Here is a 16,173-nt window from a genome sequence, read left to right as displayed (position 1 = left end):
GTCACTCGGGCTTGGTGCCCCGCTTGACCTGGGCCTTGGGCAGACGCGTCGGACGCAGCTGGAACGAGCGCATCAGGGAGTACATGACCAGGCCGCGGCCGAGCTTGTCCTCGCCGAACTTGGCGCGCAGGCGCTTGCGCAGGCCGCGCCACATAATGAAGCCGTCGACGATCGCGAAGATCACGTAGACGTACAGGATCATGACGGCGAGCGCGGCCAGGCTGGGCGCCGACTTCGCGAGGCTGATCTGCAGGACCAGGAAGACGGCGGCGATGGGCAGGAAGAACTCGCCCAGGTTCCAGCGGCCGTCGACGTAGTCGCGGATGTACCTGCGGACGGGGCCGCGGTGGTTCGGCGGCATCGCGCGCTCGTCGCCGGTCTGCATGGCGGCGTACTCGCGGTTGCGGGCCTCGCGCGACGCGCTCTTGTTCGCCTTGCCGGCCGTCTTGCGGTCGGTTGGCACCAGCGGGCGCTTGTTCGCGGCCTCGGCGACCTTGCGCTTGGGCGTGGGACGGCCCTTGCCCGACACCTCGGTCGGGTTCGACTCGTCGCCCGTCGAGGGGGTCGAGAGAGCGGTCACGGGGTCCTTGTCACGTCCGAACACCCCGCCAGGGTAGTCGAGTACCGTGACGAAGCGTGACCACCGACGACTCCCGCACCGCCGAGCTCCGTACCCGCACCTCCGCCGCGTTCCCCGCGCTGCGCGCCGACCTCGAGGACCTCGTCCGGATCCCCAGCGTCTCGAACGCCGAGTTCGACCAGGCGCACGTCGCTGCCAGCGCGCAGGCGGTGGCCGACCTGCTGCGCGGAGCCGGCATCGACGACGTGCAGATCACCCGCGTCGGCACGGGCAGGCCGGCGGTCATCGCGCGGCGCCCCGCACCGGCCGGCGCGCCGACCGTCCTGCTCTACGCCCACCACGACGTCCAGCCCCCGGGCGACGACGCCCACTGGCACACGCCCCCGTTCGAGCCCACCGAGCGCGACGGGCGCCTGTACGGACGCGGTGCGGCCGACGACAAGGCGGGCGTGATCGCCCACGTCGGCGCCCTCCGGGTGCTCGCCCAGGACCTCGCGGTCGGCGTGACCGTCTTCGTCGAGGGCGAGGAGGAGATCGGCTCGCCCACGTTCGTCGAGTTCTTGCACGCGCACCGCGAGGAGCTCGAGGCCGACGTCATCGTCGTCGCCGACTCCGCCAACTGGGCCGTCGGCACGCCCGCCCTGACCACGTCGCTGCGGGGGCTCGTCGACTGCGAGGTCGAGGTCGCCGTGCTCGACCACGCGGTCCACTCCGGGATGTTCGGCGGCGCGGTCCTCGACGCGCCCACGCTCCTGGCGCGGCTGATCACCACGCTGCACGACGACGCGGGGGACGTGGCCGTCGCGGGACTGGTGCACGCGCCCGACCCGACCGTCGACTACGACGAGGCGGCGTTCCGCGCCGACGCCGGTGTGCTCGACGGGGTGCGGCTCGCGGGTACCGGCCCGCTCACGGCGCGGCTGTGGACGCGCCCCGCGATCGGCGTCATCGGGTTCGACGCGCCGCGGGTGGCGAGCGCCTCCAACACGATCACCCCGCGCGCCACCGCCAAGCTCTCGGTGCGCCTCGCGCCCGGGCAGGACCCGGCTGCGGCGATGGACGCCCTGCGCGCCCACCTGCTTGAGCACGCGCCGTTCGGGGCTCAGGTCACCGTCCGCGACGGGGAGGCCGGCAAGCCGTTCCTCGCGCCCGCCGACTCGCCCGCGATGCAGACGGCACGCTGGGCGTTCGCGCAGTCGTGGGGGACCGAGCCGGTCGACATCGGCATCGGCGGGTCGATCCCGTTCATCGCCGACCTGCTCGACGTCTACCCGTCGGCCTCGATCCTCGTCACCGGGGTCGAGGACCCGGACAGCCGCGCGCACGGGGCCGACGAGTCGGTGCACCTCGCCGAGCTGGAGAAGGTCGTGCTGGCCGAGGCCCTCCTGCTCGAGCGGCTCGCGGGCAGCTAGCGCGCGGCGACATCCACGGCCCGCGCCCAGGCGGCCACGTCGTCGGGCAGCGCGGGGCTCTCCGCAGTTCCGCCCGTGATCAGCGCGACGACGTCCGGCGCGGCGACCCGCTCGCCGCCGCGCCCCAGGAAGCGGCCCGCGACGACGCCCCGCGCGACGTGCTCGCCGTTGCGGGAGAAGGACTGCTCGAGGTAGACCACGCGCGCGTCCCAGCCCAGGACGGTCGTCGTGAGCTCGAAGCGCTGGCCGAGCGTGAGGGACCGGCGGTACTTGATGGTCTGCGCGGCGACGACGGGGTACCAGTGCTTCTCGTTGAGCGCCGTGAACGAGCCGAGGTCCGCGAGGAAGTTGCTACGTCCCACGTCCATGCACTGCAGGTACACGCCGTTGTTCACGTGCCGGTAGAGGTCCAGGTCGGTCGGCCAGACGCGCATGCGCGTCACCGACGGGTCGAGCAGGCCCTGGCCGGGCACGGCCTTGCGAGGGCGGTAGGTGGCGAGCGCCAGCTGCAGGGTACGGGTCACGAGGCGATGTTACTCACGGGTACGTTCGAGGTCGACGAAGTGCTCGACCACCGGGAACGGCTCGTAGAAGTGGTGCAGGAGCGCACGCCAGCGCTCGTAGGCCGGCGACCCGCGGAAGCCGTCGGTGTGCGCCTCGACCGAGTCCCAGCCGACCAGCAGCAGGTAGGCGTCCGCCCGCTCGAGGCAGCGGCTCACGCGAGCGCCGCGGCAGCCGGGCACCGCCTCGATGATCGGCAGCGCGTCGGCCATGGCGGCCTCGAACTCGGCGGACATGCCGGCACGTACGGGGAGCAGCGCGTGCTCCAGGACGGGCGCGTCCAGCATCAGATCGGGGGAGCCGGGTCGTACTGGATCTCGCGGCGCACGGCGCGGGCGACGTCGACCGAGTCGAGCCGCGCGACGAGGTGCAGCGCCATGTCGATGCCGGCCGAGACGCCCGCCGAGGTCACGACGTCGCCGTCGTCGACGTAGCGCGACTCGTCGTCGGCCAGGACGCTCGGGTCGAACGCGACGAGCTCGTCGAACGCGCTCCAGTGCGTGGTCGCCGTGCGGCCGGACAGCAGACCGGCGGCCGCGTAGACGAGGGCGCCCGTGCAGACGCTGGTCATGAGCGGGGTCTGCTCGCGCATCTCCCGCACCCAGGCGAGGTGCTCGGGGTCCGCCGCCAGGGCGCGGGTGCCGTGGCCGCCCGGGTACACGAGCACGTGCAGCGGGCCGACCTCGGGCGCGGCCAGGTCGGGGACGAGGCACAGCCCCTTCGCGCAGCGGATGCCCCCGCCGTCCCAGGAGAAGGTCACGACCTCCGGGTGCAGGGGGGAGATCTTGCTCCACGCCGCCAGGACCTCGTAGGGGCCGACGACGTCGAGCTCCTCGGCGCCGTCGAACACGAAGATGCCGACGCGCAGCGCGTTCCCGGTGCTCATGAGCGGCTCATCAGTACCCGGGCAGGGCGAGCATCTGGTCCAGCGCGACGCGGGCCCAGTGCGCGTCGTCGGCGTCCACCACGATCCTGTTGACCGTCCGCCCGGCGACCAGCGACTCCATGGCCCACACCAGGTGCGGCAGGTCGATGCGGTTCATGGTCGAGCAGAAGCACACCGTGGAGTCGAGGTAGTGCACCTGCTTGTCCGGGTGCGCGGCGGCGAGGCGGCGCACGAGGTTGAGCTCGGTGCCGATCGCCCAGACCGAGCCGGCGGGGGCGGCGTCGAGCGCCTTGATGATGTACTCCGTCGAGCCGACCATGTCGGCCGCCTCGACCACCTCGTTCTTGCACTCCGGGTGCACCAGGACGGTGACGCCCGGGGCGGCGGCGCGGATGTCGGTGACGTTGCGCTCCGAGAAGCGGCCGTGCACCGAGCAGTGCCCGCGCCACAGGATCATCCGCGCGGCCTCGAGCTCCTCGGTCGTCAGCCCTCCGTTCGGCTTGCGCGGGTCGAAGACCACGCAGTCCTCGAGGGAGAGACCGAGCTCGCGGACCGCGGTGTTGCGGCCGAGGTGCTGGTCGGGCATGAACAGGACCTTGCCCGTGCCGTCCACCCCGCCTACCTGGTCGAACGCCCAACGCAGCGCGACGTGCGCGTTCGAGGACGTGCAGATCGTGCCGCCGTGCCGGCCGGTGAACGCCTTGATCGCGGCGGTCGAGTTCATGTACGTGACGGGCACGGTCCGCTCGGCCACGCCCGCGTCCACGAGCACGTCCCACGCGTCCTCGACCTGGTCGATCGCGGCCATGTCGGCCATCGAGCAGCCGGCCGCCAGGTCCGGGAGGATCACCTGCTGCGTGTCGGACGTGAGGATGTCCGCGGACTCCGCCATGAAGTGCACGCCGCAGAAGATGACGAACTCGGCGTCGGGCCGGGCAGCCGCCTCGCGCGCGAGCTTGAACGAGTCGCCCGTGACGTCGGCGAAGTCGATGACCTCGTCGCGCTGGTAGTGGTGGCCGAGGATGAACGCCCGGTCGCCCAGTGCGGCTCGCGCCGCGCGGGCGCGCTCGACCAGGTCGGGGTCGCTCGGGGACGGCAGGTCGCCGACGCACTCGACGCCACGTTCGGAGGCCAGGTCGACGCCGCGGCCCAGCAGCAGCAGGGCCGACGGGGCGGGCTCGGGGAAGCCGACGGGGGAGGGAGCGGAGGTCGCGATGCTCACGGCGCGATCTTCCCACACGGTGACCCCCGCGCCATGGGCCTCGGTCGAGGGTGGCGCATGTCACGATCTCCGGCGTGGACGTGCTCATCGCTCCGGACTCCTTCGGCACCGCTCTGACGGCCCGCGAGGCCGCCGACCGCATCGCCGCGGGGTGGCGGCGGGCCGCGCCGCACGACGAGGTGACCGTGTGCCCGCTGTCCGACGGGGGACCCGGCTTCGTCGAGACGCTGCACGCCTCGCTCGGCGGGTCGCTCGTGGCCGCGACGGTGGCCGGTCCGCTGGGCACCCCGGTGCCTGCCGCGATCCTGCTCGTCGGCGACACGGCCTACGTCGAGACAGCGCACGCGCTGGGCCTGTCGCTCGTGCCCCCCGACCGTCGCGATCCCACGCTCACCTCGACGCGTGGCGTCGGCGAGCTGATCGCGTCGGCGATCGGGGCCGGTGCCCGACGGGTCGTCGTCGGCCTGGGAGGGTCGTCGACGAACGACGCGGGCGCTGGCGCGCTCGTCGGGCTGGGCCTGGACCTACCGGCCCTCGCCGCGGGCGGTGGGGCGCTCGCCCAGGTCACGGCGGCGGACCTCGTCGGGCTGCGTGACCTGCGGGAGCGGCTGCGGGGCGTCGAGCTCGTCGTCGCGACGGACGTCGACGTCCCCCTGCTCGGGCTGCAGGGTGCGTCGGCCGGGTTCGCACCGCAGAAGGGTGCGACACCCGAGCAGGCGCAGGACCTCGAGCGCGCGCTCGCGACGTTCGCGCACGCCGCGATCGACGCGCTCGGCGACGCCCTGCGCCCCGACCTGCTCGCCGGCCCCGGCGGGGGCGCCGGGCGGCGGCTGCTCACGGCTCCCGGTGCCGGCGCTGCGGGCGGGCTCGGGTTCGGGCTCTCGCTGCTCGGCGGGCGCCTGGTGCCGGGCGCGACGCTCGTGGCGGACGCGGTCGGGCTCGACGACCGGCTCGCGGCGACGGACGTCGTCGTGACCGGTGAGGGGCGGTTCGACTGGCAGTCGCTGCACGGCAAGGTGACGACCGGTGTCGCCGCCCGGGCGCTCGCGCACGCGGTGCCGGCCGTCGTCCTGGCCGGAGAGGTGCTCGTCGGTCGCCGCGAGCTCTCGGCCGCGGGGGTGACCGCTGCCTACGCGGTCGCGGAGGGTCCCGACGAGGTGGAGGTCGCCCTCGCCGACGCCGGAGGGTCGCTCGAGCGGCGTGCGGAACGGGTCGCTCGCACCTGGTCGCGCTGACGCGCACCGGCGTGGTGTGGCGGACGTCATGCGGCGATCCGGCCCCGGAGACGTACGCTGGATCGGAACGAACGGCCGGGAACAACCGCGCGAGCACGGGTGTTGCCGACCAAGAACGGGTCGGCGGTCGCTGCATCGCGGGACCCGGGCCCGAGCACCGCCCGCCAGCACCCAGGAGATACCCATGAGCGAGACCACCGAGACTGCGACGCACGGCGTCCTGCTCACCGACTTCGCCGCGGACAAGGTGCGCAGCCTCCTCGAGCAGGAGGGCCGCGACGACCTTCGTCTCCGCGTCGCCGTGCAGCCCGGTGGCTGCTCGGGCCTGATCTACCAGCTGTACTTCGACGAGCGCTACCTCGACGGCGACGTCACCAAGGACTACGACGGCGTCGAGGTCATCGTCGACCGCATGAGCGTCCCGTACCTCGAGGGCGCGACGATCGACTTCGCCGACACGATCGAGAAGCAGGGGTTCACGATCGACAACCCGAACGCCGGCAGCGCCTGCGCGTGCGGCGGCTCGTTCAGCTGACTTCCAGCACCCGCGAAGGCCCGGCCACCGTCACGGTGACCGGGCCTTCGTCGTGTCAGCCGACCTCGACCGTGAGTGCGTACTCCCCGTCGGTCTCCGTGCTCTCGACCATGACGTGACCGCGCATCCGTGCCCACGCGGGCACGTCGTGCACGGCCGCCGGGTCGGTGGCCAGGACGGTGATGCGCGTCCCGGGGGCGGCGTCGCGAGCGGCGCGCGCGATCCGGATGACCGGCGCGGGGCAGCGCAGCCCGCGCGCGTCGACGACGGTCACAGGCCCTCCACCCCGAGCGCGGACCGGACACGGGCGACCAGGCGCGGCAGCGCGTCGCAGAACGCGTCGACGTCCTGCTCGGTCGTCCCGGGTGGGAGGGCGAGGCGCACGTTGCCGTGCGTGAGCACGCCCATCGCGGCGAGCACGTGGCTCGGCTCGAGCGCGCTCGACGTGCAGGCCGACCCCGAGCCGACCGCGAAGCCCTCGGCGTCGAGCGCCGTGACGAGCGCCTCGCCGTCGACGTACAGGCAGGAGAACGTCACGACGTGGGGGAGGCGGCGGTGTGGGTCGCCGACGACCTCGACGTCGGGCACCTCGGCCGCGACCCGCTCGCGGACGCGGTCGACGAGCGCGTGCAGCCGCTGCGCCTCGGCAGCACGCCGCTGCTCGGCGACCTGGAGCGCGACGGCCGCCGCGAGGGCGGCGGGCACGCTCACACCGCCGGGGAACCAGCGGTCGTCGTCCTCGGGCCCGTCGGGGGAGCGGCGCACGCCGCGCCGGGTGGCCAGGACGCCGATGCCCGCGGGGCCGCCCCAGTCGCCCGCGTCCGCGGCCAGGACGTCCCAGGTCGACGAGGGCTCGACGTGCCCGAGGCTCGCGCCCGCGTCGACGAGCAGCGGGACGCCTGCCACGCGGGCGGCGGCGTGGACCTCGTCGAGCGGCTGGAGCGTGCCGACCTCGCCGTTCGCGTGCTGCAGCGCGGCGAGCGCGACACCGGGCACGGCCAGGGCGGCGGCGAAGGCCGCCGGGTCGACGCGTCCGGCGGCGTCGACGGGGACGACCGCGCGCGCGTCGCCCGCGACGAACGCGGCGGCGTTGAGGACCGCGGCGCGCTCGACGGCGCTCACGACCACGGCCGCACCGACCCGTCGTCGGCCGCGGGCCACCGAGCGCACCGCGGTGTGCAGTGCGGCCACGTGCGACGGAGCGAGGTCGATCTCCTCGGTGCGCGCACCCACGACGGCGGCGATCGCCTCACGCGCGCCGTCGAGCAGCATCCGGGCCCGGCGCCCCTCGGAGAACAGGCGGCGCGGGTCCGCCCACCCCTGGTCGAGAGCCTCGAGGAAGGCGGCCCGTGCCTCGGGCAGCAACGGCGCTCGGCCACCGGCGTCGAGGATCACGCGCCCCGCCGGGCCCGGAGGCGTAGTGGCGTCCGTCACATCGGCACTCACACGGGCGTCGTCGGCAGGGGAGCTCACGGAGGAACGCTAGCCCGCAGGGCCGCATGAGCACGCGCGAGTGCCCGGTGCCGCGCTGCGCCACGCCTGGGCGGACCGGTGTGACGGTGCTGACACGGTGTCGCGAAGTCGTGTCCTCGGGGCGAAACCGGCTGGTCGGCGCGCTAGGCTGCACAGGTCGAGGACGAAGGTCCCGGGTGACGGCTGCCTGCCTTGGGTGGCGCGCCAACGGGACGCGAGTGAGAGGTCCCCAGTGCACCCGGACACCCCCCGCCGGAAGCGGCGCACGGCCCTGAAAATGGCCGGCCTCGCAGCCGTCGTCGCGGTCGCCCTCAGCGGATGTTCCGCCGAGGTGCAGCGCGGCTGGCTGCCCGGCAACTCCGACAACGAGATCACGGACCAGACGGGTCGCATCGTCAACCTGTGGGTCGGCTCGTGGATCGCCGCGCTCATCGTCGGCCTCATCACGTGGGGCCTGATGCTCTGGTGCGTCGCCGTCTACCGCAAGCGCAAGGACGACAACGTCCTGCCCGTGCAGCTGCGCTACCACGTGCCGCTCGAGTTCATGTACGTGGTGCTGCCGATCGTCATGGTCGGCGTGCTCTTCTACTACACGAACCGCGACGTGACGGCGATCCAGGACACCTCGACGCCCGCCAAGAACCACGTCGAGGTCATCGGCAAGCAGTGGAGCTGGGACTTCAACTACCTCGACGACGACGCCTACGAGACCGGCCAGCACGCGCAGGACGTCGGCTCCGCCGGCACCGGCGTGCTCAAGGACCAGGTCACGCTCTGGCTCCCCGTGAACGAGAGCACGCGGTTCACGCTCGAGTCGCGCGACGTCATCCACTCGTTCTGGATCCCGTCCTTCCTCTACAAGATGGACATGATCCCGGGCAAGACGAACTCGTTCCAGCTGACGCCCAAGGTGATCGGCAACTACGAGGGCAAGTGCGCCGAGCTCTGCGGCGAGTACCACTCGTCGATGCTGTTCAACGTCAACGTCGTGTCCCGTGAGGACTACGACAAGCACATCGCGGACCTCAAGGCCAAGGGTCAGGAGGGTTCCCTCGGGCTCGAGTACAGCCGCCTGCAGGACCTCGAGAGCGCCACGCAGGAAGGCAACGACTGATGGCGTACGCCGTTGAGACGATCCCCGGGCTGGCGCCCTCGCGCCAGACGCTCGGCCGCACCGTCATCAAGTGGATCACCTCCACCGACCACAAGACGATCGGGTACATGTACCTGATCACGTCCTTCGTGTGGTTCGCGGTGGGCGGCATCCTCGCGCTGCTGATCCGCGCCGAGCTCTTCACGCCGGGCATGGACGTGTTCCAGTCCAAGGAGCAGTACAACCAGGCGTTCACGATGCACGGCACGATCATGCTGCTGCTCTTCGCGACGCCCCTGTTCGCCGGCTTCGCGAACGTGATCATGCCGCTGCAGATCGGCGCGCCCGACGTGGCGTTCCCCCGGCTGAACATGTTCGCGTACTGGCTGTTCTTCTTCGGCGGCCTCATCGCCGCCGCCGGCTTCCTCACGCCGCAGGGCGCCGCGTCGTTCGGCTGGTTCGCCTACGCCCCGCTGTCGAACACCGTCTACTCGCCCGGGCTCGGCGGTGACCTGTGGGTCTTCGGCCTCGCGCTCGCCGGCTTCGGCACGATCCTCGGTGCGGTCAACTTCATCACCACCGTGGTCACCATGCGCGCGCCCGGCATGACGATGTTCCGCATGCCGATCTTCACCTGGAACATCCTGGTGACGTCGCTGCTGGTGCTCATGGCGTTCCCGCCGCTGGCCGCCGCGCTGTTCGCGCTGGGTGCCGACCGCCGCCTCGGCGCGCAGGTCTTCAACCCCGAGAACGGGGGCGCCATCCTCTGGCAGCACCTGTTCTGGTTCTTCGGGCACCCCGAGGTCTACATCATCGCGTTGCCGTTCTTCGGCATCATCACCGAGATCCTGCCGGTCTTCAGCCGCAAGCCGATCTTCGGCTACAAGGGCCTCGTCTACGCGACGATCGCGATCGCGGCCCTGTCCGTCACGGTGTGGGCCCACCACATGTACGTCACGGGCTCGGTGCTGCTGCCGTTCTTCGCCTTCATGACGATGCTTATCGCGGTGCCGACCGGTGTGAAGTTCTTCAACTGGATCGGCACGATGTGGCGAGGGAAGCTCACGTTCGAGACCCCGATGCTGTGGACGATCGGCTTCCTGATCACGTTCCTCTTCGGTGGCCTGACGGGCATCATCCTGTCCAGCCCGGCGCTCGACTTCCAGCTCTCCGACTCCTACTTCGTGGTGGCGCACTTCCACTACGTCGTCTTCGGCACCGTCGTGTTCGCGATGTTCGCGGGGTTCTACTTCTGGTGGCCCAAGATGACCGGCCGGATGCTCGACGAGCGGCTCGGCAAGTGGCACTTCTGGCTGCTGTTCATCGGCTTCCACACGACGTTCCTCATCCAGCACTGGCTCGGCGTCATCGGCTTCCCGCGCCGCTACGCGGACTACTCGCCGGACGAGGGCTTCACCTGGATGAACCAGCTGTCCACGGTGGGTGCCTTCATCCTCGCGGCCTCGACGCTGCCGTTCCTCTGGAACGTCTACACCACGTGGCGCAACGCCCCGCTCGTGCAGGTCGACGACCCGTGGGGCTACGGCGCCTCGCTCGAGTGGGCGACGAGCTGCCCGCCGCCGCGGCACAACTTCACCTCGCTGCCTCGCATCCGCTCGGAGCGCCCCGCGTTCGACCTGCACCACCCCGAGGTCGCCGCGATGGACTTCGTCGAGCCGGAACCCTCCAAGGGCCCGCTGGACTGGGAGGCGGACCGGCGCGGCGAGACCGAGCTGGCGCAGGACCGCGTGGCCAACGGGACCGACGAGTCGGAGCAGTCGACGACGACGATCATCGAGGACCGCCCGGCCGACCGTCGTGACGAGGGGGGCGAGAAGTGAAGCTCGAGACCAAGCTCTTCCTCTACGGGGTCCTGTTCTTCATCCCCGTCGGTCTGATCTACGGCGTGTGGAGCGACGGCGAGGCCGTGGGCATGCTCGGCATCCCGCTCGTGGGCGGCATGGTCGGCATGATCGGCGCGTACTTCGCGCTCCTGTCGCGCCGCATCGACCCGCGCCCCGAGGACGACGAGCACGGCGAGATCGAGCAGGGCGCCGGCGACCAGGGCGTCTACTCGCCGTGGAGCTGGTGGCCGCTCGCCATCGGCGTGGCCGCCGCCATCACGTTCCTCGGCTTCGCCGTGGGCTTCTGGCTCTCGGGCATCGGAGTGGTGCTCGGGCTCATCGCGCTCGTCGGCTGGGTGTTCGAGTACTCCCGCGGGCAGCACGCGCACTGATCGCACGTTCCACGAAGGCCCCGACCGCACGACGGTGGGGGCCTTCGTCGTCTCACGACGGGGGCATGAGCTCACGCCTCCACGCGTGCACCTCGTCGGACGTGGCCCGGACCAGCGTGCCGCCCGTGAAGCGGCGGTCGTGGGTCACCTCGACGAGCTCGGGCGGCGGGACGAAGGCCGCAGCTTCCTCGTCGGAGCCGAACTCCACCTCGGCGAGGACGAGGCCGTCGAGGTGGCCGGTGAAGACGTCGTAGCCGAGCGGCGGGACGCTCAGCCGGGTCTTGCTGAGCGTCGCGCCCGGGAGGGACGACAGCGCAGCGTGCTCGGCCTCGGACAGGTAGAACGTCGTGAGGGTTCCTCAGGGTGTGCCCGGCACCTTCTGGGTGAGCTTGCGCTCCGCCGTGCTGCCGTCGCGGCCCGGCACCATCAGCCGGAGCCGGATCCGCGTCCCGTCGACGTACACGTCGTGGATCGTCCGCCGCACGACGACGTCCTCCGGCGGGGGAGGACCGGGCGCCAGGAACCGTCGCTCGCGCTCCACGTGCTCGAAGCGGGACCTCATCGTCGTGCCTCCCGGGTACGCCGAGGGCCGGCCCCCGAGCGGGGAGCCGGCCCTCGGGCTCGTGCGGTGGTGTCAGAGCGACGGGACGATGAGCCCGGCCGTCTGGGTGCGCGCGCGGTCGAAGCGGGCGGCAGCGTCGGCCCAGGAGACGATGTTCCACCACGCCTTGACGTAGTCGGCCTTGACGTTGACGTAGTCGAGGTAGAAGGCATGCTCCCACATGTCCAGCAGGACGATCGGCACGAGGCCGAGCGCGATGTTGCTCTGCTGGTCGTAGAGCTGCACGATGACGAGCTTCGAGCCGATCGAGTCCCAGGCGAGGATCGACCAGCCGGAGCCCTGGATGCCCAGCGCGTTGGCGGCGAAGTGCTTCTGGAACGCCTCGAACGAGCCGAAGTTCTCGTCGATGGCGGCGGCCAGCTCACCCTCGGGCCTGTCGCCGCCCTCGGGGGAGAGGTTGGCCCAGAAGGCCGAGTGGTTCACGTGGCCACCGAGGTTGAACGCGAGGTTCTTCTCGTGCAGGTTGACCGCGGCGAAGTCGTCCTTCTCGCGGGCCTCGGCGAGCTTCTCCAGCGCCGTGTTCGCACCCGTGACGTAGGCCGCGTGGTGCTTGTCGTGGTGCAGCTCCATGATGCGGCCGGAGATGTGCGGCTCGAGGGCTGCGTAGTCGTAGGCCAGATCCGGAAGCGTGTAGTCAGCCATGCGTGAGTACCTCTCCTGCGGTCGGTGCGGGCCGTACTGAATCCGGGCCCACGGTGTATTCGACGGGACATCGACGAACGAGAACGGGCGACCCGCCGCTACGGCGAGCCGCCCGACTCATCCAACTCTTGCTCAGACCTGGGGATTCCGCCCGTCGGCCGTCGTCTCACTCTCTGGTTCGACCAGGTGGGTCCCGCCGCCGACCTGGGCCGGCTCGTGGGAGTCCGCCGCGATCTCGTCGTGCTCGCCGTGCGAGTGCGCCGCGGCCAGCTCGGCCGGGGTCACGGGCTCGACGCGGTCCTCGTAGAAGACCTGCGAGAGGCGCTGGCGCACGCGGTCGAGCTGGTAGCCCTTGCGTCGCACGCCACGCGCGTCCTCGGCCGGCTCGATCTCGAGCGGGCGGATGTTGTCGTGCTGCACCCGCAGCCAGCGCTCGTGAGCGTCCAGCGGCTTGTGCACCTCGATGTACTCACCGCTCGCGAACCGCACGATGCGGCCGGTCTCGTGGCCGTGCAGGACCAGCTCGCGGTCCTTGCGCTGCAGCCCGAGGCAGATGCGCTTGGTGATGAGGAACGCCAGCCACGGGCCGACGAAGATCAGCACGCGGAACACCCACGTGATGTCGTTGATCGACAGGTGGAAGTGCGTCGCGATGAGGTCGTTCGACCCGGCCAGGACCAGGATGAAGAACGCCACGAGGATCGAGACGCCGAACGACGTCCGGAACGGCCGGTTGCGCGGGCGGTCGAGGACGTGGTGCTCGCGCTTGTCGCCGGTGACGGCTGCCTCGACGAACGGGTAGATCGCGAGCAGCGTGAACAGGATGCCCGGTACGATCATCGCCGGGACGATCACGTTCATGCTGACGGTGTAGCCGCCCCAGGTGACGAACTCGGCGCCACCGGGCATGAGCCGCAGCGAGCCTTCGAGGAACAGCATGTACCAGTCCGGCTGGGCTCCCGCGGACACCGGTGACGGGTCGTAGGGGCCGTAGTTCCAGACCGGGTTGATCGACATGGTCGCCGCCATGAGCGCGATCACGCCGAACACGGTGAAGAAGTAGCCACCGGCCTTGGCGACGTAGATCGGGAACAGCGGGAAGCCGACGACGTTCGTGTCCTTGCGGCCCGAGCCCGGGTACTGCGTGTGCTTGTGCAGCACGACGAACAGCAGGTGCAGGCCGATGAGCGCGAGGATCAACGCCGGCACCAGCAGCACGTGCACGGTGAACAGGCGGGGGATCAGGTCCTGGCCCGGGAACTCGCCGCCGAAGACGAAGTACGAGGCGTAGGAGCCGATGATCGGGACGGCCTTGATGACGCCGTCCGTGATGCGCAGGCCGTTGCCGGACAGGACGTCGTCCGGGAGCGAGTAGCCCGAGAAGCCGGCGAGCAGGCCCAGGATCAGCAGCGTGAAGCCGACGACCCAGTTGAGCTCGCGGGGCTTGCGGAACGCGCCCGTGAAGAACACGCGCATCATGTGCGTCACGATCGACGCCATGAAGATCAGGGCCGCCCAGTGGTGGATCTGACGCATCAGCAGCCCGCCGCGGACCTCGAACGACAGGCGCAGCGTCGAGGAGAAGGCCTCGGACATCTGCACGCCGTTGAGGGAGTCCCAGGGGCCGTTGTAGTGCGTCTCGGCCATGCTCGGCACGAAGAACATCGTCAGGAAGACACCCGAGATGAGGATCGTGACGAAGCTGAACAGCGCGATCTCACCGAGCAGGAACGACCAGTGGTCGGGGAAGATCTTGCGCGCGAACGTCTTGACCGCGACGCCGAGTCCGGTGCGCTGGTCGAGGTAGTCCGCCGTGCCGGCGGCGGCACGACCCAAAGGGGTGGGGGTCGAGGTGGTGGTGCTCACTTCTCACGCTCCCAGAAGCTCGGGCCGACCGGCTCATGGAAATCACTCTGTGCGATGAGGTAGCCCTCGTCGTCGACCGTGATCGGCAGCTGGGGCAGTGGACGCTTGGCGGGACCGAAGACGACCTTGGCCCCGTCGGAGACGTCGAACGTGGACTGGTGGCACGGGCAGAGCAGGTGGTGCGTCTGCTGCTCGTACAGGGCCACCGGGCAGCCGACGTGGGTGCAGATCTTCGAGAACGCGACGATGCCATCGTACGACCAGCCCTCGCCCTGCTCCGACTTGATGTCGCGGGGGTCGAGCCGGACCAGCAGGACGACGGCCTTGGCCTTCTCGTCGAGCGGGTGCTGGGCCTCCTCGAGGTCCTCCGGGATGACGTGGAAGACCGAGCCGATGGTGACGTCGGACGCCTTGATGGGGCGACCGGAGGGGTCGCGGGCCAGCTTGGTGCCCTTCTTCCACATCGTGTGCTTGAGCTTGCCGACGTTCCAGTCCTCGCCGATGTTGCCGATGAGCGGCAGGGCGATGGTGAGGGGGAACAGCGCGACCGCCGTGACGACCGCGCCCTGGAGCGCGCCGCGCCGGCTGATGCCCGAGTCGTCGGCACCGTCCTTGAGCGCGTTGACCGCGGCCTCGCGCGTCTCCGCGTCGCTGGCCTGCAGGTGGCGCTCCTCGGACTTCTCGTGGTCGTTCATCAGGGCCTTGGCCCAGTGGATGGCGCCCGTCCCGATACCGAGGAGCGCGAACGCGAGGGCGCCGCCCAGTGCGAGGTTGGACGTGCGCATCGACTCGGCGCTGTCGCCGGGCGGGAGCGCGAAGTAGGCGATGACGAAGCCGATCGTGCCCAGGACCGAGATGCCGAACAGGACGAGGACCTGGCGCTCGGCCTTCTTGTTCGCCTTGGGGTCCAGGTCGCCCAGCCGAGGCTTGTGCTCGGGGTGACCCGGGTCCTCGAAGCGGCCCAGGGACGTGTGACCGTCGCGGACCTCGAGGTCGTGGGGGGTGTTGTCGTGCGTGCTCACGAGGACTTCGCTCCGATCCAGACTGCGGCACCGATGAGCAGGCCCATGCCGACGACCCAGGCCCACAGGCCCTCGCTGACGGGGCCGAGCGAGCCGAGGTCGAGGCCGCCCGGGGTGGCCTCACCCTGCTGGTCGATGAACGCGATGATGTCGCGCTTCTCCACGGAGTCGAGGTTCGTGTCGCCGAAGACGGGCATGGACTGCGGGCCCGTCAGCATCGCCTCGTAGAGGTGCGTCGGGCTGGTCTCCCACAGGTTCGGGGCGAACTTCCCGCGCGAGAGGGCACCGCCGGCGCCGACCGCGTTGTGGCACATGGCGCAGTTGGTGCGGAACAGGGCCATGCCGTTGGCGGCGTCACCCTGGGCCGGGTCGACCTGGTCGGCGGTGGGGATGGCCGGACCGGCGCCCAGGCTTGCGACGTAGGCCGCCAGCTGGGTGATCTGCTCGTCGTCGAACTGGACGGGCTTGACCTGCGCCTGCGGGCCGTTCATCTGCATCGGCATGCGGCCGGTGCCGACCTGGAAGTCCACTGCGGCGGCGCCGACACCGATGAGCGACGGCGCGCTCTGGGTCCCGGCGGCCGACGGGCCGTGGCACGTCGCGCAGTTGGCCTGGAACAGCTTCTCGCCGGCCTTCACGTCGTCGGTGCTGACTGCGGCCGGAGCGGCGTCAGCGGACGTGGGGGCCAGGACGGCGTACAGGCCGCCGGTGAGCAGCAGCGCCAGCAGGAGCAGGACGATCGGCGCTCGCCGATCGTGCCTGCGGGCTGCGAGTGCCTTCACGGATCG

Annotated in this window: 19 protein-coding genes; 6 read left to right on the top strand and 13 right to left on the bottom strand. The window is 71.1% G+C overall.

What is annotated here, in order from left to right; translation table 11 throughout:
• Window position 1: 1 nt before the first annotated feature.
• On the bottom strand, window positions 2–604 hold the full coding sequence (locus EDF34_RS02820) for a DUF3043 domain-containing protein (protein WP_123369832.1): 603 nt from the start codon (window positions 602–604) through the stop codon (window positions 2–4).
• 32 nt (window positions 605–636) lie between these two features.
• On the opposite strand from EDF34_RS02820, the gene EDF34_RS02815 reads away from it, so the two are divergent.
• A complete protein-coding gene (locus EDF34_RS02815; RefSeq protein ID WP_123369831.1) occupies window positions 637–1,992 on the top strand; it encodes a dipeptidase in 1,356 nt (451 codons plus the stop codon).
• On the opposite strand, the gene EDF34_RS02810 is transcribed toward EDF34_RS02815, so the two are convergent.
• From EDF34_RS02810 to nadA, 4 genes are read right to left on the bottom strand one after another with little or no spacing between them, the layout of a single operon-like run.
• The gene (locus EDF34_RS02810) at window positions 1,989–2,516 is read right to left on the bottom strand and encodes a thioesterase family protein (protein WP_123369830.1); all 528 of its coding nucleotides are present in this window, start codon (window positions 2,514–2,516) and stop codon (window positions 1,989–1,991) included. The genes EDF34_RS02815 and EDF34_RS02810 overlap by 4 nt on opposite strands.
• A 9-nt stretch (window positions 2,517–2,525) precedes the next feature.
• Window positions 2,526–2,840 carry an antibiotic biosynthesis monooxygenase gene (locus tag EDF34_RS02805; protein WP_123369829.1) on the bottom strand — a complete coding sequence of 105 codons (315 nt, stop codon included), beginning with the start codon at window positions 2,838–2,840 and terminating at the stop codon, window positions 2,526–2,528.
• Window positions 2,840–3,439: a DJ-1/PfpI family protein gene (locus tag EDF34_RS02800; protein WP_123369828.1), complete on the bottom strand. Its 600-nt coding sequence runs from the start codon at window positions 3,437–3,439 to the stop codon at window positions 2,840–2,842. The genes EDF34_RS02805 and EDF34_RS02800 overlap by 1 nt, the downstream gene beginning before the upstream one ends.
• Before the next feature lie 10 nt (window positions 3,440–3,449).
• Complete coding sequence (nadA, locus tag EDF34_RS02795; RefSeq protein WP_123369827.1) at window positions 3,450–4,661, bottom strand: quinolinate synthase NadA; 1,212 nt, start codon at window positions 4,659–4,661, stop codon at window positions 3,450–3,452.
• 74 nt (window positions 4,662–4,735) lie between these two features.
• Between nadA and EDF34_RS02790 the strand changes: the two genes are divergently transcribed.
• The gene (locus EDF34_RS02790; protein ID WP_233575153.1) at window positions 4,736–5,896 is read left to right on the top strand and encodes a glycerate kinase; all 1,161 of its coding nucleotides are present in this window, start codon (window positions 4,736–4,738) and stop codon (window positions 5,894–5,896) included.
• Window positions 5,897–6,080: 184 nt separating this feature from the next.
• Entirely contained in the window at window positions 6,081–6,431 is a 351-nt protein-coding gene (gene erpA, locus EDF34_RS02785; protein ID WP_123369826.1) for an iron-sulfur cluster insertion protein ErpA, read from the top strand.
• Window positions 6,432–6,486: 55 nt separating this feature from the next.
• Here erpA and EDF34_RS02780 read toward each other — a convergent pair whose 3' ends face one another.
• Window positions 6,487–6,705 (bottom strand): sulfurtransferase TusA family protein, encoded by a 219-nt coding sequence (locus EDF34_RS02780; RefSeq protein WP_123369825.1) that lies wholly within the window; start codon window positions 6,703–6,705, stop codon window positions 6,487–6,489.
• Window positions 6,702–7,865: an aminotransferase class V-fold PLP-dependent enzyme gene (locus tag EDF34_RS02775; RefSeq protein ID WP_123369824.1), complete on the bottom strand. Its 1,164-nt coding sequence runs from the start codon at window positions 7,863–7,865 to the stop codon at window positions 6,702–6,704. The genes EDF34_RS02780 and EDF34_RS02775 overlap by 4 nt, the downstream gene beginning before the upstream one ends.
• Window positions 7,866–8,136: 271 nt before the next feature.
• Here EDF34_RS02775 and coxB point away from each other — a divergent pair, with 271 nt between their 5' ends.
• From coxB to EDF34_RS02760, 3 genes are read left to right on the top strand one after another with little or no spacing between them, the layout of a single operon-like run.
• A complete protein-coding gene (gene coxB, locus EDF34_RS02770; RefSeq protein ID WP_123369823.1) occupies window positions 8,137–9,018 on the top strand; it encodes a cytochrome c oxidase subunit II in 882 nt (293 codons plus the stop codon).
• Complete coding sequence (gene ctaD / locus EDF34_RS02765) at window positions 9,018–10,838, top strand: cytochrome c oxidase subunit I (RefSeq protein ID WP_123369822.1); 1,821 nt, start codon at window positions 9,018–9,020, stop codon at window positions 10,836–10,838. The genes coxB and ctaD overlap by 1 nt, the downstream gene beginning before the upstream one ends.
• Window positions 10,835–11,233 carry a cytochrome c oxidase subunit 4 gene (locus EDF34_RS02760; RefSeq protein ID WP_123369821.1) on the top strand — a complete coding sequence of 133 codons (399 nt, stop codon included), beginning with the start codon at window positions 10,835–10,837 and terminating at the stop codon, window positions 11,231–11,233. Before ctaD ends, EDF34_RS02760 begins: the two co-directional genes overlap by 4 nt.
• Before the next feature lie 52 nt (window positions 11,234–11,285).
• On the opposite strand, the gene EDF34_RS17630 is transcribed toward EDF34_RS02760, so the two are convergent.
• The 6 genes from EDF34_RS17630 to EDF34_RS02735 all read right to left on the bottom strand — a co-directional run bounded on the left by EDF34_RS17630 (window position 11,286) and on the right by EDF34_RS02735 (window position 16,167).
• Window positions 11,286–11,441: a hypothetical protein gene (locus tag EDF34_RS17630; protein WP_199737609.1), complete on the bottom strand. Its 156-nt coding sequence runs from the start codon at window positions 11,439–11,441 to the stop codon at window positions 11,286–11,288.
• 150 nt (window positions 11,442–11,591) lie between these two features.
• A complete protein-coding gene (locus tag EDF34_RS17625) occupies window positions 11,592–11,795 on the bottom strand; it encodes a hypothetical protein (protein WP_199737608.1) in 204 nt (67 codons plus the stop codon).
• Between the two features lie 72 nt (window positions 11,796–11,867).
• The gene (locus EDF34_RS02750) at window positions 11,868–12,497 is read right to left on the bottom strand and encodes a superoxide dismutase (RefSeq protein WP_123369820.1); all 630 of its coding nucleotides are present in this window, start codon (window positions 12,495–12,497) and stop codon (window positions 11,868–11,870) included.
• A 132-nt stretch (window positions 12,498–12,629) separates the two neighbouring features.
• Window positions 12,630–14,363 carry a cytochrome bc complex cytochrome b subunit gene (locus EDF34_RS02745; RefSeq protein WP_123369819.1) on the bottom strand — a complete coding sequence of 578 codons (1,734 nt, stop codon included), beginning with the start codon at window positions 14,361–14,363 and terminating at the stop codon, window positions 12,630–12,632.
• The gene (locus EDF34_RS02740) at window positions 14,360–15,385 is read right to left on the bottom strand and encodes a ubiquinol-cytochrome c reductase iron-sulfur subunit (RefSeq protein ID WP_123369818.1); all 1,026 of its coding nucleotides are present in this window, start codon (window positions 15,383–15,385) and stop codon (window positions 14,360–14,362) included. The genes EDF34_RS02745 and EDF34_RS02740 overlap by 4 nt, the downstream gene beginning before the upstream one ends.
• A complete protein-coding gene (locus tag EDF34_RS02735) occupies window positions 15,382–16,167 on the bottom strand; it encodes a c-type cytochrome (RefSeq protein ID WP_123369817.1) in 786 nt (261 codons plus the stop codon). Before EDF34_RS02735 ends, EDF34_RS02740 begins: the two co-directional genes overlap by 4 nt.
• Window positions 16,168–16,173: the final 6 nt, after the last annotated feature.

The sequence above is a fragment of the Cellulomonas sp. PhB150 genome, assembly GCF_003755175.1.
Taxonomy (GTDB): domain Bacteria; phylum Actinomycetota; class Actinomycetes; order Actinomycetales; family Cellulomonadaceae; genus Cellulomonas.
This window is presented reverse-complemented; position numbering and strand designations above follow the sequence as displayed.